Below are 16,709 nucleotides of genomic sequence, written 5' to 3'. Positions count from 1 at the left end.
CTTATTCCTCATGCGTTCCACGCGCGCACGAGTTGTGAAGAGAACTTCGCCGGGCCCTGCGCTGAGGAGGCGGGCCGCCGCGTGCACGCACATTTCCAAGGTGCCTGCGGCCAAAACGGCCGGCGTGACCTGGTTCGATCAGTCGGCTCGAGCGCCGACACCGACTCCATGGTAACCGGTCGATCCCGCAGAAGCGGCATCGCCGGCCCCGGAGTCTAGAGTTGGGCCATGTCTTCGACGCCGTCAGCGGCCGCTTCCTCCGCCCAGGCGAGCGAACCGGTGGTCTCGAACGGTTCGCCCGTGACCACGGAGCATCCGGGCATCAACGAACTGTTCGCGCTGCTCGCCTACGGTGAGGTCGCGGCGTTCTACCGCCTGACCGAGGAGGCGCGGATGGCGCCGAACCTGAGCGGGCGGATCAACATGGCCAGCATGGCGGCGGCCGAGATGAACCACTACGAGGTGCTGCGCGACGCGCTGGAGCGCCGCGGCGTCGACGTCGTCCCGGCCATGACCAGGTACGCGTCCGCTCTGGAGAATTACCACCGCCTGACCACCCCCAGCACATGGCTGGAGGCACTGGTCAAGACCTACGTCGGCGATGCGATGGCCGCCGACTTCTACCTGGAGATCGCCGACGTGATGCCCGCCGAGGTGGCCGACGTCGTGCGGTCCGTGCTGTCCGAGACCGGCCATTCGCAGTTCGTGGTGGCCGAGGTACGGGCCGCGGTGACGGCCAGCGATCGGCAACGGCACCGGCTGGCGCTGTGGTCGCGGCGCCTGCTCGGCGAGGCGATCACGCAGGCCCAGTTCGTGCTGGCCGACCACGACGAACTCGTCGACCTGGTGATGTCCGGCGGCGGCCTGTCCCACATGACCGATTTCTTCGATCGGCTGCAGAAGACGCACGCCAGCCGCATGGAGGAACTCGGCCTGGCCTGAAATCCGCTTCTCTCGCCGAGATTGCATTCCGGTAGGTCGCCACTCGAACTTCGGCGGCTGGAATGCAATGTCGGCGGTCGAGTGTCAGCGGGTGCAGTTGGTGATGATCGAGTTGTTGTTCTGCGCGAAGATCAACGATCCGTTCGCGTCGATGATCGCGCAGTTGAGCTGACCGGACATGCTCGTCGCCGTCACCGAGCTCAGCGTCACTCCGGGGTTCAGCACCACCGTCTTCGACCACGGCAGCGCGACGTTCACGTCGGTCTGCAACGCACCCTGCGCGTCGGTGTAGATCACGGTGACCAGATCGAGCAGCGGGCGGTTGCCGGTGATGCGGTAGGTCACCGTGCCCGCCGCCGCGGCCGGTGGGGGCGGCGCGGCCTGCGGGGCCGGCAGCACCGGCGCGGGCGCGGCCGGTGCCGGGGTGGGTGCCTCGGCAGTGGGGGTCACCGTGGTGACCGTCTCGGCCGGCAGGGACGGCGACACGGGCGCGGCGGCGCGGGGTGACGGCGTGGACGAGGGCTCCGGTGCGGAGCTGGACGGCACCGGAGCGGCCACCGTCGCCGACACCGAGCCGCTGTCACCGCCGCCGAGGATCATGCTCGCGGTGATCACCGCGACGAACAGGATCGCCCCGGCCACTCCGGCGATCCACATCCAGCGGCGGTCGAGCTGCTCCTCGTCGAGGTACTGGTCGTAGTCCTCGGTGTAGCCGTCACCGGGGAACGGCGGCAGTGCGTCGGTGTCCAGGTCCCCGTAACGGTCCGGATGGTCGTCGCCAGGGCTCCCGTAGGAGCCGTATCGCCCACTGCCCCGCGGGCTTCGGATCCGCTCGGTCGGCGTCAGGGAATACGGTGAAGTAGCGGTGTATGGCCTGTTCATTCAGCTTGTCCCAGTCGTCTTTTCCGATTTCGGCCCCGATGCTACTGAGGCAGAAGTGACAGATGGGGCTGACGAGGCCCTGCAGGCGGTCACGTTCGGGACTCGGTTGGATCGCTCCGGCGTTATGACCGTGCGCGTTCGTTCGCTCGTCGCGTACGCGGGTCCCGGGACCGCCTCTGTGGGCCCACGTCCATTAGCCTCCTTGGAGTACGAGCACACGAACAGAAGGGTTTCCACCGTGGAGGTCAAGATCGGTGTCACCGACAGCCCGCGCGAGCTGATTTTGTCCAGCGCGCAGACGCCGGCCGAGGTGGAGAAGTTGGTCACCGATGCGCTCAGCGGCGATCCGAGCGTCCTGGGTCTGACCGACGAGAAGGGTCGCCGGTTCCTCGTGCAGTCCGCACGGATCGCCTACGTCGAGATCGGCGCGGCGGATTCGCGTCGGGTCGGGTTCGGGGTCGTCGGCGCGGAGGTCACCAAGAGCTGATCGTCGCGGGCCGAGACCGCATCCGCGCCGGGAAAGTTCGAGAAACCCCCGGCCCGGATGCAGTTTCGGCCCGAAACCGGATCAGGACCGCGTCAGCGGCACGTGTGAGAGCCCACCCCAGATGAACTGGACCGTACCCTCGACGGCGTCGTCCTTGTCGATAGGGCGCTCGGCGTTGAGCCAGTAGCGCGCCGAGTCGACGCTGATGCTGACCAGCCCCACGGCGATCATCCGCGCGCGGTGCGGCTCCAGCCCGGAATCATGGCTGATCAGATCGAACACCGCGTCGGTGCACGATTCGGTGGCCACCTTGACCTGCGCGGCGACCTGCGGCTCGGTCACGTAGTCATTCTCGAAGATCAGCCGGTAGCCCTGGCTGTCGTGCTCGATGAAGTCGAAGAACGCCTGCACGGCGGCGCGGACGCGCTGCCGGTTGTCGGTGGTGGTGCGCAGCGCCTGGCGCACGCCGGAGACCAGGTTGTCGACATGGCGCTGCAACACCGCCAGGTAGAGCTCCACCTTCGACGAGAAGTGTTGGTAGAGAACCGGTTTGCTGACACCAGCGCGGTCGGCGATCTCGTCCATGCCTGCGGCGTGGTAGCCGCGGTCGACGAACACCTCGCTGGCCGCGATCAACAACTGGCCGCGGCGTTCATCACGCGGCAGACGGTTGCCACGCCGGGCTGCGCCGGAGGCGCTGGTGCCGTTTGCCGGCTGCCCCCCTCGTCGCTGCGCCGTCTTTGCCAGTTCGCTCATCAGAACCTCGAGATCTACAGCCGGCGCGACCGGCGTCTTGAATTCGCTCGCACTGACACTACTACCGTCGGGCGACCATACGTGTCATGACAGGTGTCACGTCGCCGGTTCGCGCCGTCCCGCCGTTTGCGGTGATCCGGTGGCGTGCCAGCACGGGATGTCCTCTGAGCTGTGTCATCCTGTTCCGGTGACCTACGGACCGGGGCGTCGCGAGGGCGGTCGCGTTCCGGTGCTTCGCGACCAGTGGCGAGAGCCCTTACGTGCCCAGCGTGACCCGCTGGCCGAGCAGCCGGGCCGGGTCCGCTCCAACCGGGACGACCGCAAGCGCTGGCGCAAGCAGACCTGGCTCGGTCGGTTCGTCTCCACGTACGGATGGCGGGCGTACGCGCTGCCGCTGCTCGTCGTGCTCACCGCGGTGGTCGTGTACCAGACCATCACCGGCACCAGCGCTCCGCAGGCGGTCGACGACGAAGGGCCGGTGCAGGGACCGCCCACGATCGGCGTCCCGAGCACGTCCATCGTGGGCGCCCCGGCCAAAGGCCTGACTCAGTTCGATGCCAACCTGCCAACCGGGATCCTGCCCGACGGCGGGCCGTTCACCGCGGCAGGCGCCCGCACCTGGCACGTCGTGCCGGGCGCCACCCCGCAGGTGGGGCAGGGCACCACCAAGGTCTTCACCTACACCGTCGAGGTGGAAGACGGGCTCGACACCACGAGTTTCGGCGGTGACGAGGGGTTCGCCCGCATGGTCAGTGAGACCCTGGCCAACCCGAAGAGCTGGACCCACAACCCGCAGTTCGCGTTCACCCGCGTCGACGCCGCCTCCGGGGTGGTGCCCGATTTCCGGGTGTCGCTGACCTCGCCGATGACGATCCGCGACGGCTGCGGTTACGACATCCAACTCGAAGCGTCCTGCTACAACCCGGCCTTCGAAGGGCAGCCGCGGGTGTTCATCAACGAGGCGCGGTGGGTGCGCGGCGCGGTGCCGTTCCAGGGCGACATCGGCTCGTACCGCCAATACGTGGTCAACCATGAGGTCGGCCACGCCATCGGCTACCAGCGCCACGAACAGTGCACCGAGAACGGCGCGCTCGCGCCGATCATGATGCAGCAGACGTTTTCGACCAACAACAGCGACGCCGCCAAGTTCGACCCCGGCACGGTCACCCCGGACGGGCTGACGTGCCGGTTCAACCCCTGGCCGTATCCGATCGCCTGATCACCGCGGCCGCGCCCGGCTGCGCCTGTCGTCTGCGAGCAGCGGGGAAGCGTCGGGCCCTCGTTGCTGTTGAAACCCTTACCTGCTGAGATGGGTCATACCGCCAACCAAGGAGATAGTCGGTGTCCTCACCGTTGCCGCCGCTGGTCGAGCCAGCGGCTGAACTCACTCGCGACGAGGTCGCGCGCTATAGCCGCCACCTCATCATTCCCGACCTCGGGCTGGACGGGCAGAAGCGGTTGAAGAACGCCCGCGTGCTGGTCATCGGCGCGGGCGGGCTGGGTTCGCCCACGCTGCTGTACCTGGCCGCCGCGGGTGTCGGCACGATCGGCATCGTCGAGTTCGACGTCGTCGACGAATCCAACCTGCAGCGCCAGATCATCCACGGAGTCTCCGACATCGGCCGATCGAAGGCGCAGAGCGCCAAGGACTCGATCGCCGAGATCAACCCTCTGGTGAAGGTCAACCTGCACGAGTTCCGACTGGAGCCCGATAACGCCGTCGACCTGTTCTCCCAGTACGACCTGATCCTCGACGGCACCGACAACTTCGCGACGCGGTATCTGGTCAACGATGCCGCCGTGCTGGCCGGCAAGCCGTACGTGTGGGGATCGATCTACCGTTTCGAGGGGCAGGTCTCGATTTTCTGGGAGGATGCCCCGGACGACCTTGGCCTGAATTACCGCGACCTGTACCCGGAGCCGCCGCCGCCGGGGATGGTGCCGTCGTGCGCCGAGGGCGGCGTGCTGGGCATCCTGTGCTCGTCGATCGCGTCGGTGATGGGCACCGAGGCCATCAAGCTGATCACCGGCATCGGTGAACCGCTGCTGGGCCGGCTGATGGTCTACGACGCGCTCGACATGACCTACCGCACCATCAAGATCCGCAAGGATCCGTCGACCCCGAAGATCACCGAGCTCATCGACTACGAGGAGTTCTGCGGCGTGGTGTCCGACGCTGCGGCCGAGGCGGCAGCCGAGTCGACGATCACCCCGCGCGAGCTCCGTGAGCTGATCGATTCGGGCAAGCCGCTTGCGCTGATCGACGTCCGGGAACCGGTCGAGTGGGACATCAACCACATCCAGGGCGCCGAGCTGATTCCCAAGGGCGCGTTCGAATCCGGCGAGGCGCTGGCGAAACTGAAGGTGGACCGGACGCCGGTGTTCTACTGCAAGACCGGGATCCGCTCGGCCGAGGTGCTTGCCATCGTGAAGAAGGCCGGATTCTCTGACGCACTGCACGTGCAGGGCGGGATCGTGGCCTGGGGCAGGCAACTCGAACCCGACATGGTCATGTACTAACGCTGGGTTGGCGCTCGCGGCAATTAGGCTGTGGCGGTGACCGCCGAGCGACCGCCAGAGCACGTACTCACAGCCTTCGGGCTGTCCGGAGTGCAGCCTGCGCCGCTCGGATCCAGCTGGGAGGGCGGCTGGCGCTGCGGCGAGGTGGTGCTCTCGGTGGTCGCCGACCACGCGCGGGCCGCGTGGTCGGCCAAGGTGCGCGAGACGTTGTTCGTCGACGGTGTGCGGCTGGCCCGTCCGGTGCGGTCGACCGACGGGCGGTACGTGGTCGCCGGCTGGCGCGCCGACACCTACGTGGCCGGGACGCCCGAACCGCGGCACGACGAAGTGGTCTCGGCCGCGGTGCGGTTGCACGAGGCCACCGCCAAGCTGGAGCGGCCCAGGTTCCTGACCCAGCCGCCTGTCGCGCCGTGGGGTGACGTCGACGTGTTCACCGCCGCCGACCGGGCGGCGTGGGAAGAGCGTCCGCTGCATTCACTGCCGCCGGGCGCGCGGGTGGCGCCGGCCACCACCGACGGGCAGAAGTCGATCGAGTTGATCAACCAGCTCGCGACGCTACGCCGGCCGACCAAGAGCCCCAGTCAGCTTGTGCACGGAGATCTCTACGGCACAGTGCTTTTCGCAGGCACCGCAGCGCCGGGCATCACCGACATCACCCCGTACTGGCGGCCCCCGGCCTGGGCGGCCGGTGTGGTCGTGGTGGATGCGCTGGCCTGGGGCGAAGCGGACGACGCGTTGATCGAGCGGTGGTCGGCGCTGCCGGAGTGGCCGCAGATGCTGTTGCGCGCGTTGATGTTCCGGCTGGCGGTGCATGCGTTGCACCCGCGGTCGACGTCGGCGGCGTTTCCCGGTCTGGCTCGTACCGCGGCGCTGGTGCGGCTGGCAGTCTGACCGGGCCACGTCTCCCGCGGAATAGCATTCCTGGCTGCGATTTGTCCCACGATCGCAGCCGTGACCGCTCACTCGGTGATCAGAACGCGTGCCGGTACTCGCGGAGCTGCACCCGTCCGTCCACTGCGAGCACCCCCTCGGCGCGCAGCCGTTCCAGTTGGCGGGTGGCCAGGTGCGCCGCAGGTCGGCCGGACGCCGAGATCACCCGGTGCCACGGCAAATCCGACGAGTCGGTCCGCATGATCCAGCCCACGATCCGCGGGCTCGACAGCCCGGCGGCTTCGGCGATGTCACCGTAGGTCGCGACCGCGCCCGAGGGTATCGACGCGACGAGTCCGCGGACCGTCTCGACCTGCTCCTCGGTGATCGCCGCCATGCTCAGCCCAGGTGGTCGCGAATCACCGCGGCGGTCTCGGCCGGCTTGGCCAACGGCACCATGTGATCGCAATCCCATTCCAGCAGTGTGAAATCCGAGCCGAGGCCGGCATCGAGCGCGGCGATCAGCTCGTCACCGGCGTAGGGCGGGTCGGTGTGCAGGGCGCGCACCAGCGTCGTGGGTGTGCCGTCCCGCGGCAGCGGCACCGCGCGGGTCAGCTCGCTCCAGTAGCAGAGCATCGCCGGGATGCTGATGCGCCACCCGACCCGCCCGTTGGGCTGGTCGACGAGGTGTTCGTCGAGTTCCCTGTCCAGCTCCTCCTCGGCGACCTCGCCCCAGGACCCGCCGGCTTTCTCGTCGCGGGCCTCCGCGCGGTCGGTGTAATCGGGGGAGCGGTACATCTCGTCAGCGACCTCACGCATCCAGCGCCCGTCCAGGGCCACCGCGGGATCCAACAGCACGATGCCTTTGATCAGGTCGGGGCGCTGCGCGGCGAGGTTCAGCGCGATCGCCCCGCCGAACGAGTGACCGACCACCACCACCTGTCCGTCGGCCTCGGCGTCCACCAGAGCGGCCAGCGCGGCGACATTGGCCTCGATCGTCCACGGCGCATCCCACGACGAACGGCCGTGCCCCAGCAGATCCGGTGCGATCGCCGGCACGTCGGGCAGATGCCTGGTGAACAGACTCTCCCAGCGCTTGCCGTGGCCGGTCAGTCCGTGGATCGCCAGCACACGGGCAGGGCCGGACGACCCGAAACGGTAGGTGCACAACACATCGGTCACACGTGCAGATGCTGCCAGGTCGACGGGGCCGGGGTCTATCCGAGCGGTGTTGTCGGACCCCCGTGATCTGATGCGTGCATGTCCGCGCCGCACGCCGAACTCACCGCCGAAGTCCTCAGTCGACGGGACGTGCGGGGCACATTCCGCGTGCTGGGCGGGCCCGGCACCGGTAAGAGCACGCTGCTGGTGGACACCGCCGCGGCCCACATCCAGGCCGGGCGGGACCCGGAATCGGTTCTGCTGCTGACAGGTTCGGCCCGGCTCAATACGCAGGCCAGGGCGGCCATCACCACCGCCCTGCTCGGCGCCGGGGGACGCAGCGCCGTGCGCGAGCCGCTGGTGCGCACGGTGCACTCCTACGCGTTCGCGGTGTTGCGGCTGGCCGCCCAGCGCAACGGCAGCCCGCCGCCGCGGCTGATCACCAGCGCCGAGCAGGACGGCATCATCCGTGAGCTGCTGACCGGTGACCTCGAGGACGGCGACGCGTCACCCGTCCGGTGGCCGGAGCGGCTGCGGCCGGCGCTGAGCACCGTCGGGTTCGCCACCGAACTGCGCGACCTGATGGCCCGCTGCAGCGAGCGCGGCGTCGATCCGCTTGCGCTGCAACGCCTCGGCCGGTCCGCAGGCCGGCCGGAGTGGCAGGCCGCGGGCCGGTTCGCCCAGGCCTACGAGCAGATCATGCTGCTGCGGGCGGCGGTGGGTATGGCCGCCCCGCAGGCCACTGTGCCGGCCCTGGGAGCCGCCGAACTCGTCGGTGCGGCGCTGGAGGCGTTCGCCACCGACGCCGACCTGCTGGCCGCCGAGCGGGCGCGGGTGCAGCTGCTGCTGGTCGACGATGCCCAGCACCTCGACCCCCAGGCCGCTCGCCTGGTCGAGGTGCTCGCCGCCGGCGCCGAGCTGACCGTGATCGCCGGCGATCCCCATCAGACCGTGTTCGGTTACCGCGGCGCCGATCCCGCGCTGCTGCGCGGCGACGGGCCCGCACTGGCCCTGACGCGCTCCTACCGGAGTGCGGCTCCGATCGCCGAGCTGATCGCCGCGGTCGGGCGCCGACTGCCCGGTCCCGACGCCGTGCGGGAGTTCACCGGCACGGACGCGGCAGGTTCGGTCGCGGTGCGCATCGCCGCATCCCAGCACGCCGAGTCGGCGCTGATCGCCGACGCCCTGCGCCGGGCGCACCTGGTCGACGGCGTGCCGTGGTCACAGATGGCGGTGATCGTTCGGTCCGTGCCGCGGACGGGCGCCGCGCTGGGCCGCGCACTGGCGGCAGCGGGCGTGCCGGTGGACCTCCCGCAGAACGATTCTCCGCTGGCCGACCAGCCGGCGGTGCGGGCACTGCTGACCGTTCTGGAGGCCACCGCCGACGGCCTCGACGGTGACCGGGCGCTGGCACTGGTCACCGGACCGATCGGGCGCGTCGACCCCGTCTCGCTGCGGCAGCTGCGCCGGGCGCTGCGCCGGGCGGCCCCGGGCGCACGCGGGGCGTTCGGTGATCTGCTGGTCGACGCTCTGCACCGCGACGAGAACTCGTTGCCCGACGAGCAGGCGCGGGCAGTGCGGCGGGTCGCCGGGGTGCTGGCCGCCGCCCGGCGCAGCGCTGACGAGGGGCGCGACCCGCGCCATACCCTCTGGCAGGCCTGGCACCGCTGCGGCCTGCAACGGCGCTGGCTGGCCGCCAGCGAACGGGGCGGCCCGGCCGCGGTTCAGGCCGATCGCGACCTCGATGCCATCACCGCGATGTTCGACGTGGCCGAACAGTACGTCGCGCGGACCGCCGGCGCGTCGCTGCGCGGCTTTGTCGATCACATCGGCGCGTTGTCGCTGCCGCCGGCCCGGTCCGTCGAGCAGGCGCCGGAGGCGGTCGCGCTGCTGAGCGCGCACTCCGCGTTGGACCGGGAGTGGGAGTTCGTGGTGCTCGCTGGACTGCAGGAAGGCTTGTGGCCCAACGTTGCTCCGCGCGGCGGGGTGTTGGGCACCCAGCAGCTGGTGGACGTCATCGACGGCGTCGTCGACGCCGGGGACCGCGCCCTGTCGAGCCGGGCACCGCTGCTGGCTGAGGAGCGCAGGCTACTGATCGCAGCGATCGGCCGCGCCCGCGGCCGGCTGCTGGTGACGGCGGTCGACAGCGACAGCGGGGACGCTGCGATGCTGCCGTCCTCCTTCTGCCATGAGATCGCCGCGCTGGCCACTGAACCGGCACCTCAGCCGCCGCCGCCGATACGCGCTCCGAGGGTGCTGGCGCCGTCGGCCGTCGTCGGTCGTTTGCGGTCGGTGGTGTGCGCAGCGCCGGACGCGGTTGATGACATGGAAAGAGCCTGCGCCGCAGCGCAACTGGCGCGTCTGGCCGAGGCCGGGGTGCATGGCGCGGATCCGGCGACGTGGTACGGAGCCCGCGACCTGTCCAGCGCCGAACCGCTGTGGGAGGGCGACGACCACGTGGTGACGCTGTCGCCGTCGACACTGCAGATGCTCTCGGACTGCCCGTTGCGGTGGTTGCTGGAGCGTCACGGCGGATCCCGTGGCCGTGACGTGCGCTCCAGCCTCGGCTCGCTGGTGCACGCCCTGATCTCCGAAGCGGGCCGCACCGAGGCCCAGCTGCTCGATGGACTCGAAAAGGTGTGGGGCGAGCTTCCTTTCGATGCCCGATGGTATGCCGACAACGAACGGGCCCGGCACCTGGAGATGCTGCGTACCTTTCTGCGGTGGCGGGAGGAGACCCGCGGGGAGCTCACCGAGGTCGGCACCGAGGTCGAGGTCGACGGGAAGGTCGGCGAGGCCGACGGTGAGCGGCCGGCCGTGCGGGTGCGCGGGCGACTGGACCGCCTGGAACGCGACAGTGAAGGCCGGCTCGTCGTCATCGACATCAAGACCGGCAAGAGCCCGGTGAGCAAGGACGACGCCCAGAGCCACGCCCAATTGGCGCTGTACCAGCTGGCGGTGGCGGCCGGCCTGCTGCCCGACGGTGACGAACCGGGAGGCGGACGCCTGGTCTACCTCGGCAAGACCACCGGTGGCGGCGCGACCGAACGCCACCAGGACGCGCTGACCGCCGACGGCCGCAGCGAGTGGGAAGCCCAGGTCCACGAGGCAGCCGCAGCCACGCAAGGGCCGGAGTTCGCCGCCCGGATCAACGACGGCTGCGCGCACTGCCCGGTCCGCGCCATGTGCCCGGCGCAGAACACCAGGAGGGACGCATGACGGGTCCGCGGTACAGTCCCGCCGAATTATCCACAGCACTGGGTCTTTTCGAGCCCACCGACGAGCAGGCCGCCGTGATCTCGGCCCCGCCGGGACCACTCGTGGTGATCGCCGGCGCCGGGGCGGGCAAGACCGAGACGATGGCCGCACGGGTGGTGTGGCTGGTGGCCAACGGGTACGCCCGGCCCGGGGAGGTGCTCGGTCTGACCTTCACCCGCAAGGCGGCCGGGCAGCTGCTGCGCCGGGTCCGTGCCCGGCTGGCCCGGCTGGCTGGGGCGGGTCTGATGCTCCCGGCGGGCAGTGCGGATCTCGCCGACGACCCCGTCACGATCAGCACCTACCACGCATTCGCCGGGAATCTGCTCCGCGACTTCGGTCTGCTGCTCCCCGCCGAACCCGACACCAGGCTGCTCGGCGAAACCGAGTTGTGGCAGCTGGCGTTCAGGGTGGTGTGTGAACATCCGGCGGCCCTCGACACCGAGAAGTCGCCGGCCTCGATCACCGACATGGTGCTGCGGTTGGCCGGGCAGCTTTCCGAACACCTCGTCGACACTGCTCAGCTGCGCGACACCCATGTCGAGCTGGAGCGATTGGTGCACCACTTGCCCGCGGGCCGTTACCAGCGCGATCGCGGGCCCAGCCAGTGGCTCCTCCGCATGCTCGCCACCCAGACCGAGCGCACCATGCTCGTCCCACTCATCGACGCGCTGCACCAGCGGATGCGGCAGGAGCGGGTGATGGATTTCGGGATGCAGATGGCCTCGGCCGCGCGGTTGGCCGCGCAGTGCCCGCAGGTCGGCGAACAGCTGCGGCAACGCTACCGCGTGGTCCTGCTCGACGAGTACCAGGACACCGGGCATGCGCAGCGGGTGGCGCTGTCCTCGTTGTTCGGCGGCGGTGCCGACGACGGGCTGGCGCTGACCGCCGTCGGGGACCCGATCCAGTCGATCTACGGCTGGCGCGGAGCCTCGGCGACCAACCTGCCGCGGTTCACCACCGACTTCCCGCTGGCGGACGGCAGCCCGGCGCCGACGCTGGAGCTGCGCACCAGTTGGCGCAACCCGCCCGAAGTCCTGCACCTTGCCAACGAGGTGTCCGTCGAAGCCCGGCGCCGGTCGGTTTCGGTCCGCGCGCTGCAGCCGCGCCCGGGCGCCGAGCCCGGCAGCGTGCGGTGTGCGCTGCTGACCGACGTGGAGGCCGAACGGGAGTGGGTCGCCGAGCAGATCGCGTCGCGGTGGCACGCCGGTTCCGCTTCCGGTGGGGCGGCGCCGACGGCCGCAGTGCTGGTGCGCCGCAACGTCGACGCCGGACCGATGGCCGATGCGCTGACCCGTCGGGGAGTCGCCGTGGAGGTGGTCGGCCTCGCGGGCCTCCTGGCGGTGCCGGAGGTCTCCGATGTGGTCGCCATGCTGCGGCTGGCGGCCGACCCGACCGCCGGGGCGGCGGCAGTGCGGGTATTGACCGGGCCACGGTGGCGCCTGGGCGCCCGCGACGTCGCGGCGCTGTGGCGGCGGGCGGTCACCCTCGTCGACGCGGGCGGTCCCGCGCCCGATGCGGTGTCGACGACCGCCGGGATCGTCGCGCAACTCGGTCCGGACGCTGACGCCGCGTGCCTGGCCGACGCGATCTGCGATCCGGGCCCGGCCGCGGCGTACTCCCCGCAGGGGCACGCCAGGATCGTCGCGCTGGGGCGTGAACTGACCGCGCTGCGCGCCCATCTGGACAGCCCGCTGCCCGAGCTACTCGCCGAGGTGCGCCGCGTCCTCGGTATCGACACCGAAGTCCGTGCCGCACAACCAGTCTCGGCAGGATGGTCGGGCACCGAGCACCTCGACGCGTTCGCCGACGTGGTGGCCGACTTCGCGTCCCGGGGCGCCACCACGGTGTCGGCGCTGCTGGCCTATCTCGACACCGCCGAGCAGGTGGAGAACGGTCTGGCGCCCGCCGAGGTCACGGTGTCAGCGGACCGCGTGCAGATCCTCACCGTGCACGCCGCCAAGGGCCTGGAATGGCAGCTCGTCGCCGTGCCGCACCTGTCCGCTCGGATCTTCCCGTCCACCGCCTCCCCGCGCACCTGGCTCACCGACGCCGCCGACCTGCCCCCGCTGCTGCGCGGTGACTGCGCGGCGGTGTCAGAACACGGCGTTCCGGTGCTCGACACCTCCGACGTCAGCGACCGGAAAGGCTTGTCCGACAAGATCTATGACCACAAGCGCAGCCTGGACCAACGTCGCACCGACGAAGAGCGCCGCCTGCTGTACGTGGCCATCACCCGCGCCGAGGACACGCTGCTGGTGTCGGGCCATCACTGGGGTGCGACCGAATCCAAGCCCAGAGGTCCGTCGACGTTCCTGACCGAACTCAAGGACGTCATCGACGCGTCGATCGCCGACGGAACTCCGTGTGGAACCGTCGACATCTGGACTGACGCCCCCGCCGACGGTGAGTCCAACCCGCTGCGCGACCGGGTGGTCGAGGCCGTGTGGCCGGAAGATCCGCTGGGCGGTCGGCGTGCGCACACCGACCGGGGCGCGCAGCTGGTCGCCTCGGCGATGTCCGCCGAGTCACCACCGGATCCGACACCCGATGTCCACGAATGGGCCGCCGACGTCGACGCACTGCTGGCCGAACGCGAACGTGCCGCCCGGCGGCCGGTGCGTCCGTTGCCGCAGCAGTTGTCGGTCAGCGCGATGGTCGAACTCGGCCGCGACCCGGAGGCGGTCGCCGCACGTCTGCAGCGCCGGCTGCCCCGGCGCCCGGATGCACAGGCCCTGCTGGGCAGCGCATTTCACGACTGGGTGCAACGCTACTTCCAGGCCGAGAAGCTGTTCGATCTCGATGACCTGCCCGGCGCGGTGGACGCCGACCGTGACGATCGTGGCGAGCTGGAGGAGCTGCAGAACGCGTTCGTGGTGTCACCGTGGGCTGCTCGCACCCCGATCGATGTGGAGGTGCCGTTCGACATGATGATCGGCGCACGGGTGGTCCGCGGCCGCATCGACGCGGTCTTCGCCGACGACGACGGCGGGGTCACGGTGCTGGACTGGAAGACCGGCGAGCTGCCGCCGACCGAAGAGGAGTTGCGGCACAATGCTGTTCAGCTCTCGGTGTACCGGTTGGCGTGGGCACGCCTGCATGACTGCCCGCTGTCCTCGGTGCGCGCAGCGTTCCATTATGTGCGGTCCGGACGCACGGTCATCCCGGACCACCTGCCCGACGAGGACGAGTTGATCGCGCTGCTGACCGACCGGTCCCGGGACGGGGAGGTGGCTCAGCTGTCGCGGTAGATTTTCCAGGCCTGCGTGATCATCGGGATCTGCAACGGCAGTCGGGCGATCGCACCCAACCGCATGGGCAGTGACTTGGTCGGGTCGTTGAACCACAGCCGGACCATGTTCACGTTGCCGGGGAACACGCCGACGAACAACGCGATCGCCGACAGCGCGCCGGCCTTGCGGGTCTTCGGCGCCAGCAGCAGTGCGCCCACACCGACCTCGGCGGCACCGGAGGCGTAAGTGTAGAAGCGCTGTGTGCCGGGGAGTTCCGCGGGCACGATCGAGTCGAAGGGCTTCGGGGCGACGAAATGCAGGATGCCCATGCCGACCAGCCAGGCGCCCATTCGGGCGCCGCGTGAGGACTTCGTGATCTGCTGCCGTGCCGTTGGAGACGTGGTCATGATTACATTGTGCTGGTGCGGCTGCCTCACTCCTTGACCGGCCCTCGTGGCTAAGGGACGTCTACGCCGGCGGGTACGCCGGTTCGATCAGGCGCTGGCCGATCTTCCGGTTCACGCGCTCACCGACCGCGTGCAGATCCCGACCGAGACGGTGAGCCCGGCGCGGCGCATCACCGTACGCGTCATCTACGCGCTGGGGGCGCTGTTCGCCGCGGTGCTGATCGTCTACCTCGACCGCGACGGGTACCGCGACAGCCAAGAGAATCCACTGTCCTTCCTGGACTGCCTGTACTACGCGACGGTGTCGCTGTCGACGACGGGTTACGGCGACATCACCCCGATCACCCCGGAGGCGCGCCTGGTCAACGTCCTGGTGATCACGCCGCTGCGGGTGGCTTTCCTGATCGTGCTGATCGGCACCACCGTCGAGACCCTCACCACGCAATCGCGTCAGGTCTATCAAATCCAGCGCTGGAGGAGCAGATTGCGCAACCACATCATCATCGTCGGCTACGGCACCAAGGGCCGCACCGCCGCCGCGGCGATGGTCGGCGACGAGATCGCACCCGGCGACATCGTGGTGGTCGACGAGGACACCGCGGCCCTGGAACGCGCCAAGAGCGCGGGCCTGGTCACCGTTCGCGGCAGTGCCACCGACTCCGAGGTTCTGCGCCTGGCCGGCGCTCAGCACGCCAGGACCATCATCGTCGCGGCCAACCGGGACGACACCGCTGTCCTGGTCACCCTCACCGCCCGCGAACTCGCGCCGAAGGCCAAGATCATCGCCGCGGTGCGCGAAACCGACAATGAACACCTACTCAAGCAGTCCGGGGCGGACTCGACCGTCGTCACCTCCGAGACGGCGGGCCGTTTGCTCGGCATCGCGGTAAAGACCCCCAGCGTCGTCGAGATGATGGAGGATCTGCTCACCCCCGACCGCGGTTTCGCGATCGCCGAACGGGAGGTCACGCCGAAGGAGGTCGGTGGCTCGCCACGCCATCTGCCCGACATCGTGCTCGGTGTGGTCCGCGGCAACAGGCTGATCCGGGTCGACGACCCCGAGGTCGACGCTCTGGAGCCGGGAGACAGGCTGCTCTACATCAGGTCCGCGGACGAGGAGCGATGAGCGCTTGCCGCGAAGAGCAGAAGGCAGCGATGAGCGCTTGCGCCGCGACGAGCCCTCGGGCGAGGAGCCGTCGAGTGAAGAGCAGAAGGCAGCGATGAGCGCTTGCGCGAAGAGCAGAAGGCAGCGATGACACCTTTCCGGCTACGCAATGTCCCGCTGCTGTCCCGGGTTGGCGCCGACCGCGCCGACACGTTGCGCACCGATGTCGACGCCGCGGTCGCCGGATGGCCCGACGCGCTCTTGCTGCGGGTAGACCGGCGTAACCAGGTGTTGATCTCCGGCGGCCGCGCGGTGCTGAATCGCGCCGTGTCCGCCGGTGCCGCCCCGCCCGAGGACGCCGTGTTTCTCGGCAAGCTCGGCGACGGCACCCACGTGTGGGCGCTGCGCTCGGAGCTCGAACCCCCGGAGGACTCCGACGCCCCGCTCGAAGTGCTCGACCTGCGTCGCACCGGCGAGGTGTTCGACGACGTCAGCGCTCAACTGGTCGCCACCGCGACCGCGCTGCTGAACTGGCACGACCATGCCCGCTTCAGCCCGGTCGATGGTGCCCCGACCACGCCGATCAAGAGCGGCTGGGCGCGGATCAACGCGGTCACCGGTCACGAGGAGTTCCCGCGCATCGACCCCGCGGTGATCTGCCTGGTGCACGACGGGCACGACCGCGCGGTGCTGGCCCGACAGACGGTGTGGCCGCCGCAGCTGTTCTCGATTCTGGCCGGCTTCGTCGAGGCGGGGGAGTCGTTCGAGTCCTGCGTGGTGCGTGAGATCGCCGAGGAGATCGGCCTGACCGTCACCGACGTCGAGTACCTGGGGTCTCAGCCGTGGCCGTTCCCGCGGTCGCTGATGGTCGGTTTCCACGCCCTCGGTGACCCCGAGCAACCGTTCTCCTTCAACGACGGCGAGATCGCCGAAGCCGCATGGTTCACCCGTGCCGAGATCCGCGAGGCGCTCGACCAGGGGGACTGGAGTTCGGGCAGCACCTCGAAACTACTGCTGCCCGGGTCGATCTCGATCGCGCGGGAGATCATCGAATCCTGGGCCGCGCTGGACTGACGTCGCCGGAGCCGGGC

The 16,709-nt window shown here is 69.9% G+C and carries 14 protein-coding genes; 9 read left to right on the top strand and 5 right to left on the bottom strand.

What is annotated here, in order from left to right; genetic code table 11:
- The first annotated feature begins 228 nt into the window (after window positions 1-228).
- Window positions 229-942, top strand: a complete 714-nt coding sequence (locus ACXMYJ_RS15315; protein ID WP_443187791.1) for a ferritin-like fold-containing protein — start codon at window positions 229-231, stop codon at window positions 940-942.
- Window positions 943-1,026: 84 nt separating this feature from the next.
- On the opposite strand, the gene ACXMYJ_RS15310 is transcribed toward ACXMYJ_RS15315, so the two are convergent.
- Window positions 1,027-1,824, bottom strand: a complete 798-nt coding sequence (locus ACXMYJ_RS15310) for a hypothetical protein (protein ID WP_460357347.1) — start codon at window positions 1,822-1,824, stop codon at window positions 1,027-1,029.
- A 238-nt stretch (window positions 1,825-2,062) separates the two neighbouring features.
- Here ACXMYJ_RS15310 and ACXMYJ_RS15305 point away from each other — a divergent pair, with 238 nt between their 5' ends.
- On the top strand, window positions 2,063-2,311 hold the full coding sequence (locus tag ACXMYJ_RS15305) for a DUF3107 domain-containing protein (protein WP_260757753.1): 249 nt from the start codon (window positions 2,063-2,065) through the stop codon (window positions 2,309-2,311).
- Window positions 2,312-2,392: 81 nt separating this feature from the next.
- On the opposite strand, the gene ACXMYJ_RS15300 is transcribed toward ACXMYJ_RS15305, so the two are convergent.
- Window positions 2,393-3,067, bottom strand: a complete 675-nt coding sequence (locus ACXMYJ_RS15300) for a TetR/AcrR family transcriptional regulator (protein ID WP_443187793.1) — start codon at window positions 3,065-3,067, stop codon at window positions 2,393-2,395.
- Between the two features lie 187 nt (window positions 3,068-3,254).
- Here ACXMYJ_RS15300 and ACXMYJ_RS15295 point away from each other — a divergent pair, with 187 nt between their 5' ends.
- The 3 genes from ACXMYJ_RS15295 to ACXMYJ_RS15285 all read left to right on the top strand — a co-directional run bounded on the left by ACXMYJ_RS15295 (window position 3,255) and on the right by ACXMYJ_RS15285 (window position 6,478).
- Window positions 3,255-4,286: a DUF3152 domain-containing protein gene (locus tag ACXMYJ_RS15295; RefSeq protein ID WP_460357343.1), complete on the top strand. Its 1,032-nt coding sequence runs from the start codon at window positions 3,255-3,257 to the stop codon at window positions 4,284-4,286.
- A gap of 122 nt (window positions 4,287-4,408) precedes the next feature.
- On the top strand, window positions 4,409-5,587 hold the full coding sequence (moeZ, locus tag ACXMYJ_RS15290) for an adenylyltransferase/sulfurtransferase MoeZ (RefSeq protein ID WP_260757755.1): 1,179 nt from the start codon (window positions 4,409-4,411) through the stop codon (window positions 5,585-5,587).
- 36 nt (window positions 5,588-5,623) lie between these two features.
- Entirely contained in the window at window positions 5,624-6,478 is an 855-nt protein-coding gene (locus ACXMYJ_RS15285; RefSeq protein WP_260757756.1) for a TIGR02569 family protein, read from the top strand.
- A 79-nt stretch (window positions 6,479-6,557) separates the two neighbouring features.
- On the opposite strand, the gene ACXMYJ_RS15280 is transcribed toward ACXMYJ_RS15285, so the two are convergent.
- Together ACXMYJ_RS15280 and ACXMYJ_RS15275 are read right to left on the bottom strand one after the other, a co-directional pair.
- Window positions 6,558-6,854 carry an MGMT family protein gene (locus ACXMYJ_RS15280; protein WP_260757757.1) on the bottom strand — a complete coding sequence of 99 codons (297 nt, stop codon included), beginning with the start codon at window positions 6,852-6,854 and terminating at the stop codon, window positions 6,558-6,560.
- Window positions 6,855-6,856: 2 nt separating this feature from the next.
- Complete coding sequence (locus ACXMYJ_RS15275; protein WP_260757758.1) at window positions 6,857-7,639, bottom strand: alpha/beta fold hydrolase; 783 nt, start codon at window positions 7,637-7,639, stop codon at window positions 6,857-6,859.
- Between the two features lie 78 nt (window positions 7,640-7,717).
- On the opposite strand from ACXMYJ_RS15275, the gene ACXMYJ_RS15270 reads away from it, so the two are divergent.
- Entirely contained in the window at window positions 7,718-10,837 is a 3,120-nt protein-coding gene (locus ACXMYJ_RS15270; protein ID WP_460357339.1) for an ATP-dependent helicase, read from the top strand.
- On the top strand, window positions 10,834-14,124 hold the full coding sequence (locus tag ACXMYJ_RS15265; RefSeq protein ID WP_260757760.1) for an ATP-dependent helicase: 3,291 nt from the start codon (window positions 10,834-10,836) through the stop codon (window positions 14,122-14,124). Before ACXMYJ_RS15270 ends, ACXMYJ_RS15265 begins: the two co-directional genes overlap by 4 nt.
- Here the strand turns inward: ACXMYJ_RS15265 and ACXMYJ_RS15260 are convergent.
- Window positions 14,109-14,513 (bottom strand): DoxX family protein, encoded by a 405-nt coding sequence (locus ACXMYJ_RS15260; protein ID WP_260757761.1) that lies wholly within the window; start codon window positions 14,511-14,513, stop codon window positions 14,109-14,111. The genes ACXMYJ_RS15265 and ACXMYJ_RS15260 overlap by 16 nt on opposite strands.
- 46 nt (window positions 14,514-14,559) lie before the next feature.
- Here ACXMYJ_RS15260 and ACXMYJ_RS15255 point away from each other — a divergent pair, with 46 nt between their 5' ends.
- Both ACXMYJ_RS15255 and nudC read left to right on the top strand, forming a co-directional pair.
- The gene (locus ACXMYJ_RS15255) at window positions 14,560-15,639 is read left to right on the top strand and encodes a potassium channel family protein (RefSeq protein ID WP_260757762.1); all 1,080 of its coding nucleotides are present in this window, start codon (window positions 14,560-14,562) and stop codon (window positions 15,637-15,639) included.
- Between the two features lie 126 nt (window positions 15,640-15,765).
- A complete protein-coding gene (gene nudC / locus ACXMYJ_RS15250; protein ID WP_460357334.1) occupies window positions 15,766-16,692 on the top strand; it encodes an NAD(+) diphosphatase in 927 nt (308 codons plus the stop codon).
- Window positions 16,693-16,709 lie beyond the last annotated feature (17 nt).

It is taken from the genome of Mycobacterium sp. ZZG (assembly GCF_054786995.1).
Note: the sequence above shows the minus strand (reverse complement) of the source record. Positions and strands in the feature narration are given on the sequence as shown.

Bases quoted from the DNA above. Each gene is read 5' to 3' on its own strand.
- ACXMYJ_RS15270 (WP_460357339.1), top strand. From the start codon at position 7,718: ATGTCCGCGCCGCACGCCGAACTCACCGCCGAAGTCCTCAGTCGACGG.
- nudC (WP_460357334.1), top strand. From the start codon at position 15,766: ATGACACCTTTCCGGCTACGCAATGTCCCGCTGCTGTCCCGGGTTGGC.
- ACXMYJ_RS15265 (WP_260757760.1), top strand. From the start codon at position 10,834: ATGACGGGTCCGCGGTACAGTCCCGCCGAATTATCCACAGCACTGGGT.
- ACXMYJ_RS15315 (WP_443187791.1), top strand. From the start codon at position 229: ATGTCTTCGACGCCGTCAGCGGCCGCTTCCTCCGCCCAGGCGAGCGAA.
- ACXMYJ_RS15300 (WP_443187793.1), bottom strand. From the start codon at position 3,067: ATGAGCGAACTGGCAAAGACGGCGCAGCGACGAGGGGGGCAGCCGGCA.
- ACXMYJ_RS15310 (WP_460357347.1), bottom strand. From the start codon at position 1,824: ATGAACAGGCCATACACCGCTACTTCACCGTATTCCCTGACGCCGACC.
- ACXMYJ_RS15260 (WP_260757761.1), bottom strand. From the start codon at position 14,513: ATGACCACGTCTCCAACGGCACGGCAGCAGATCACGAAGTCCTCACGC.
- ACXMYJ_RS15280 (WP_260757757.1), bottom strand. From the start codon at position 6,854: ATGGCGGCGATCACCGAGGAGCAGGTCGAGACGGTCCGCGGACTCGTC.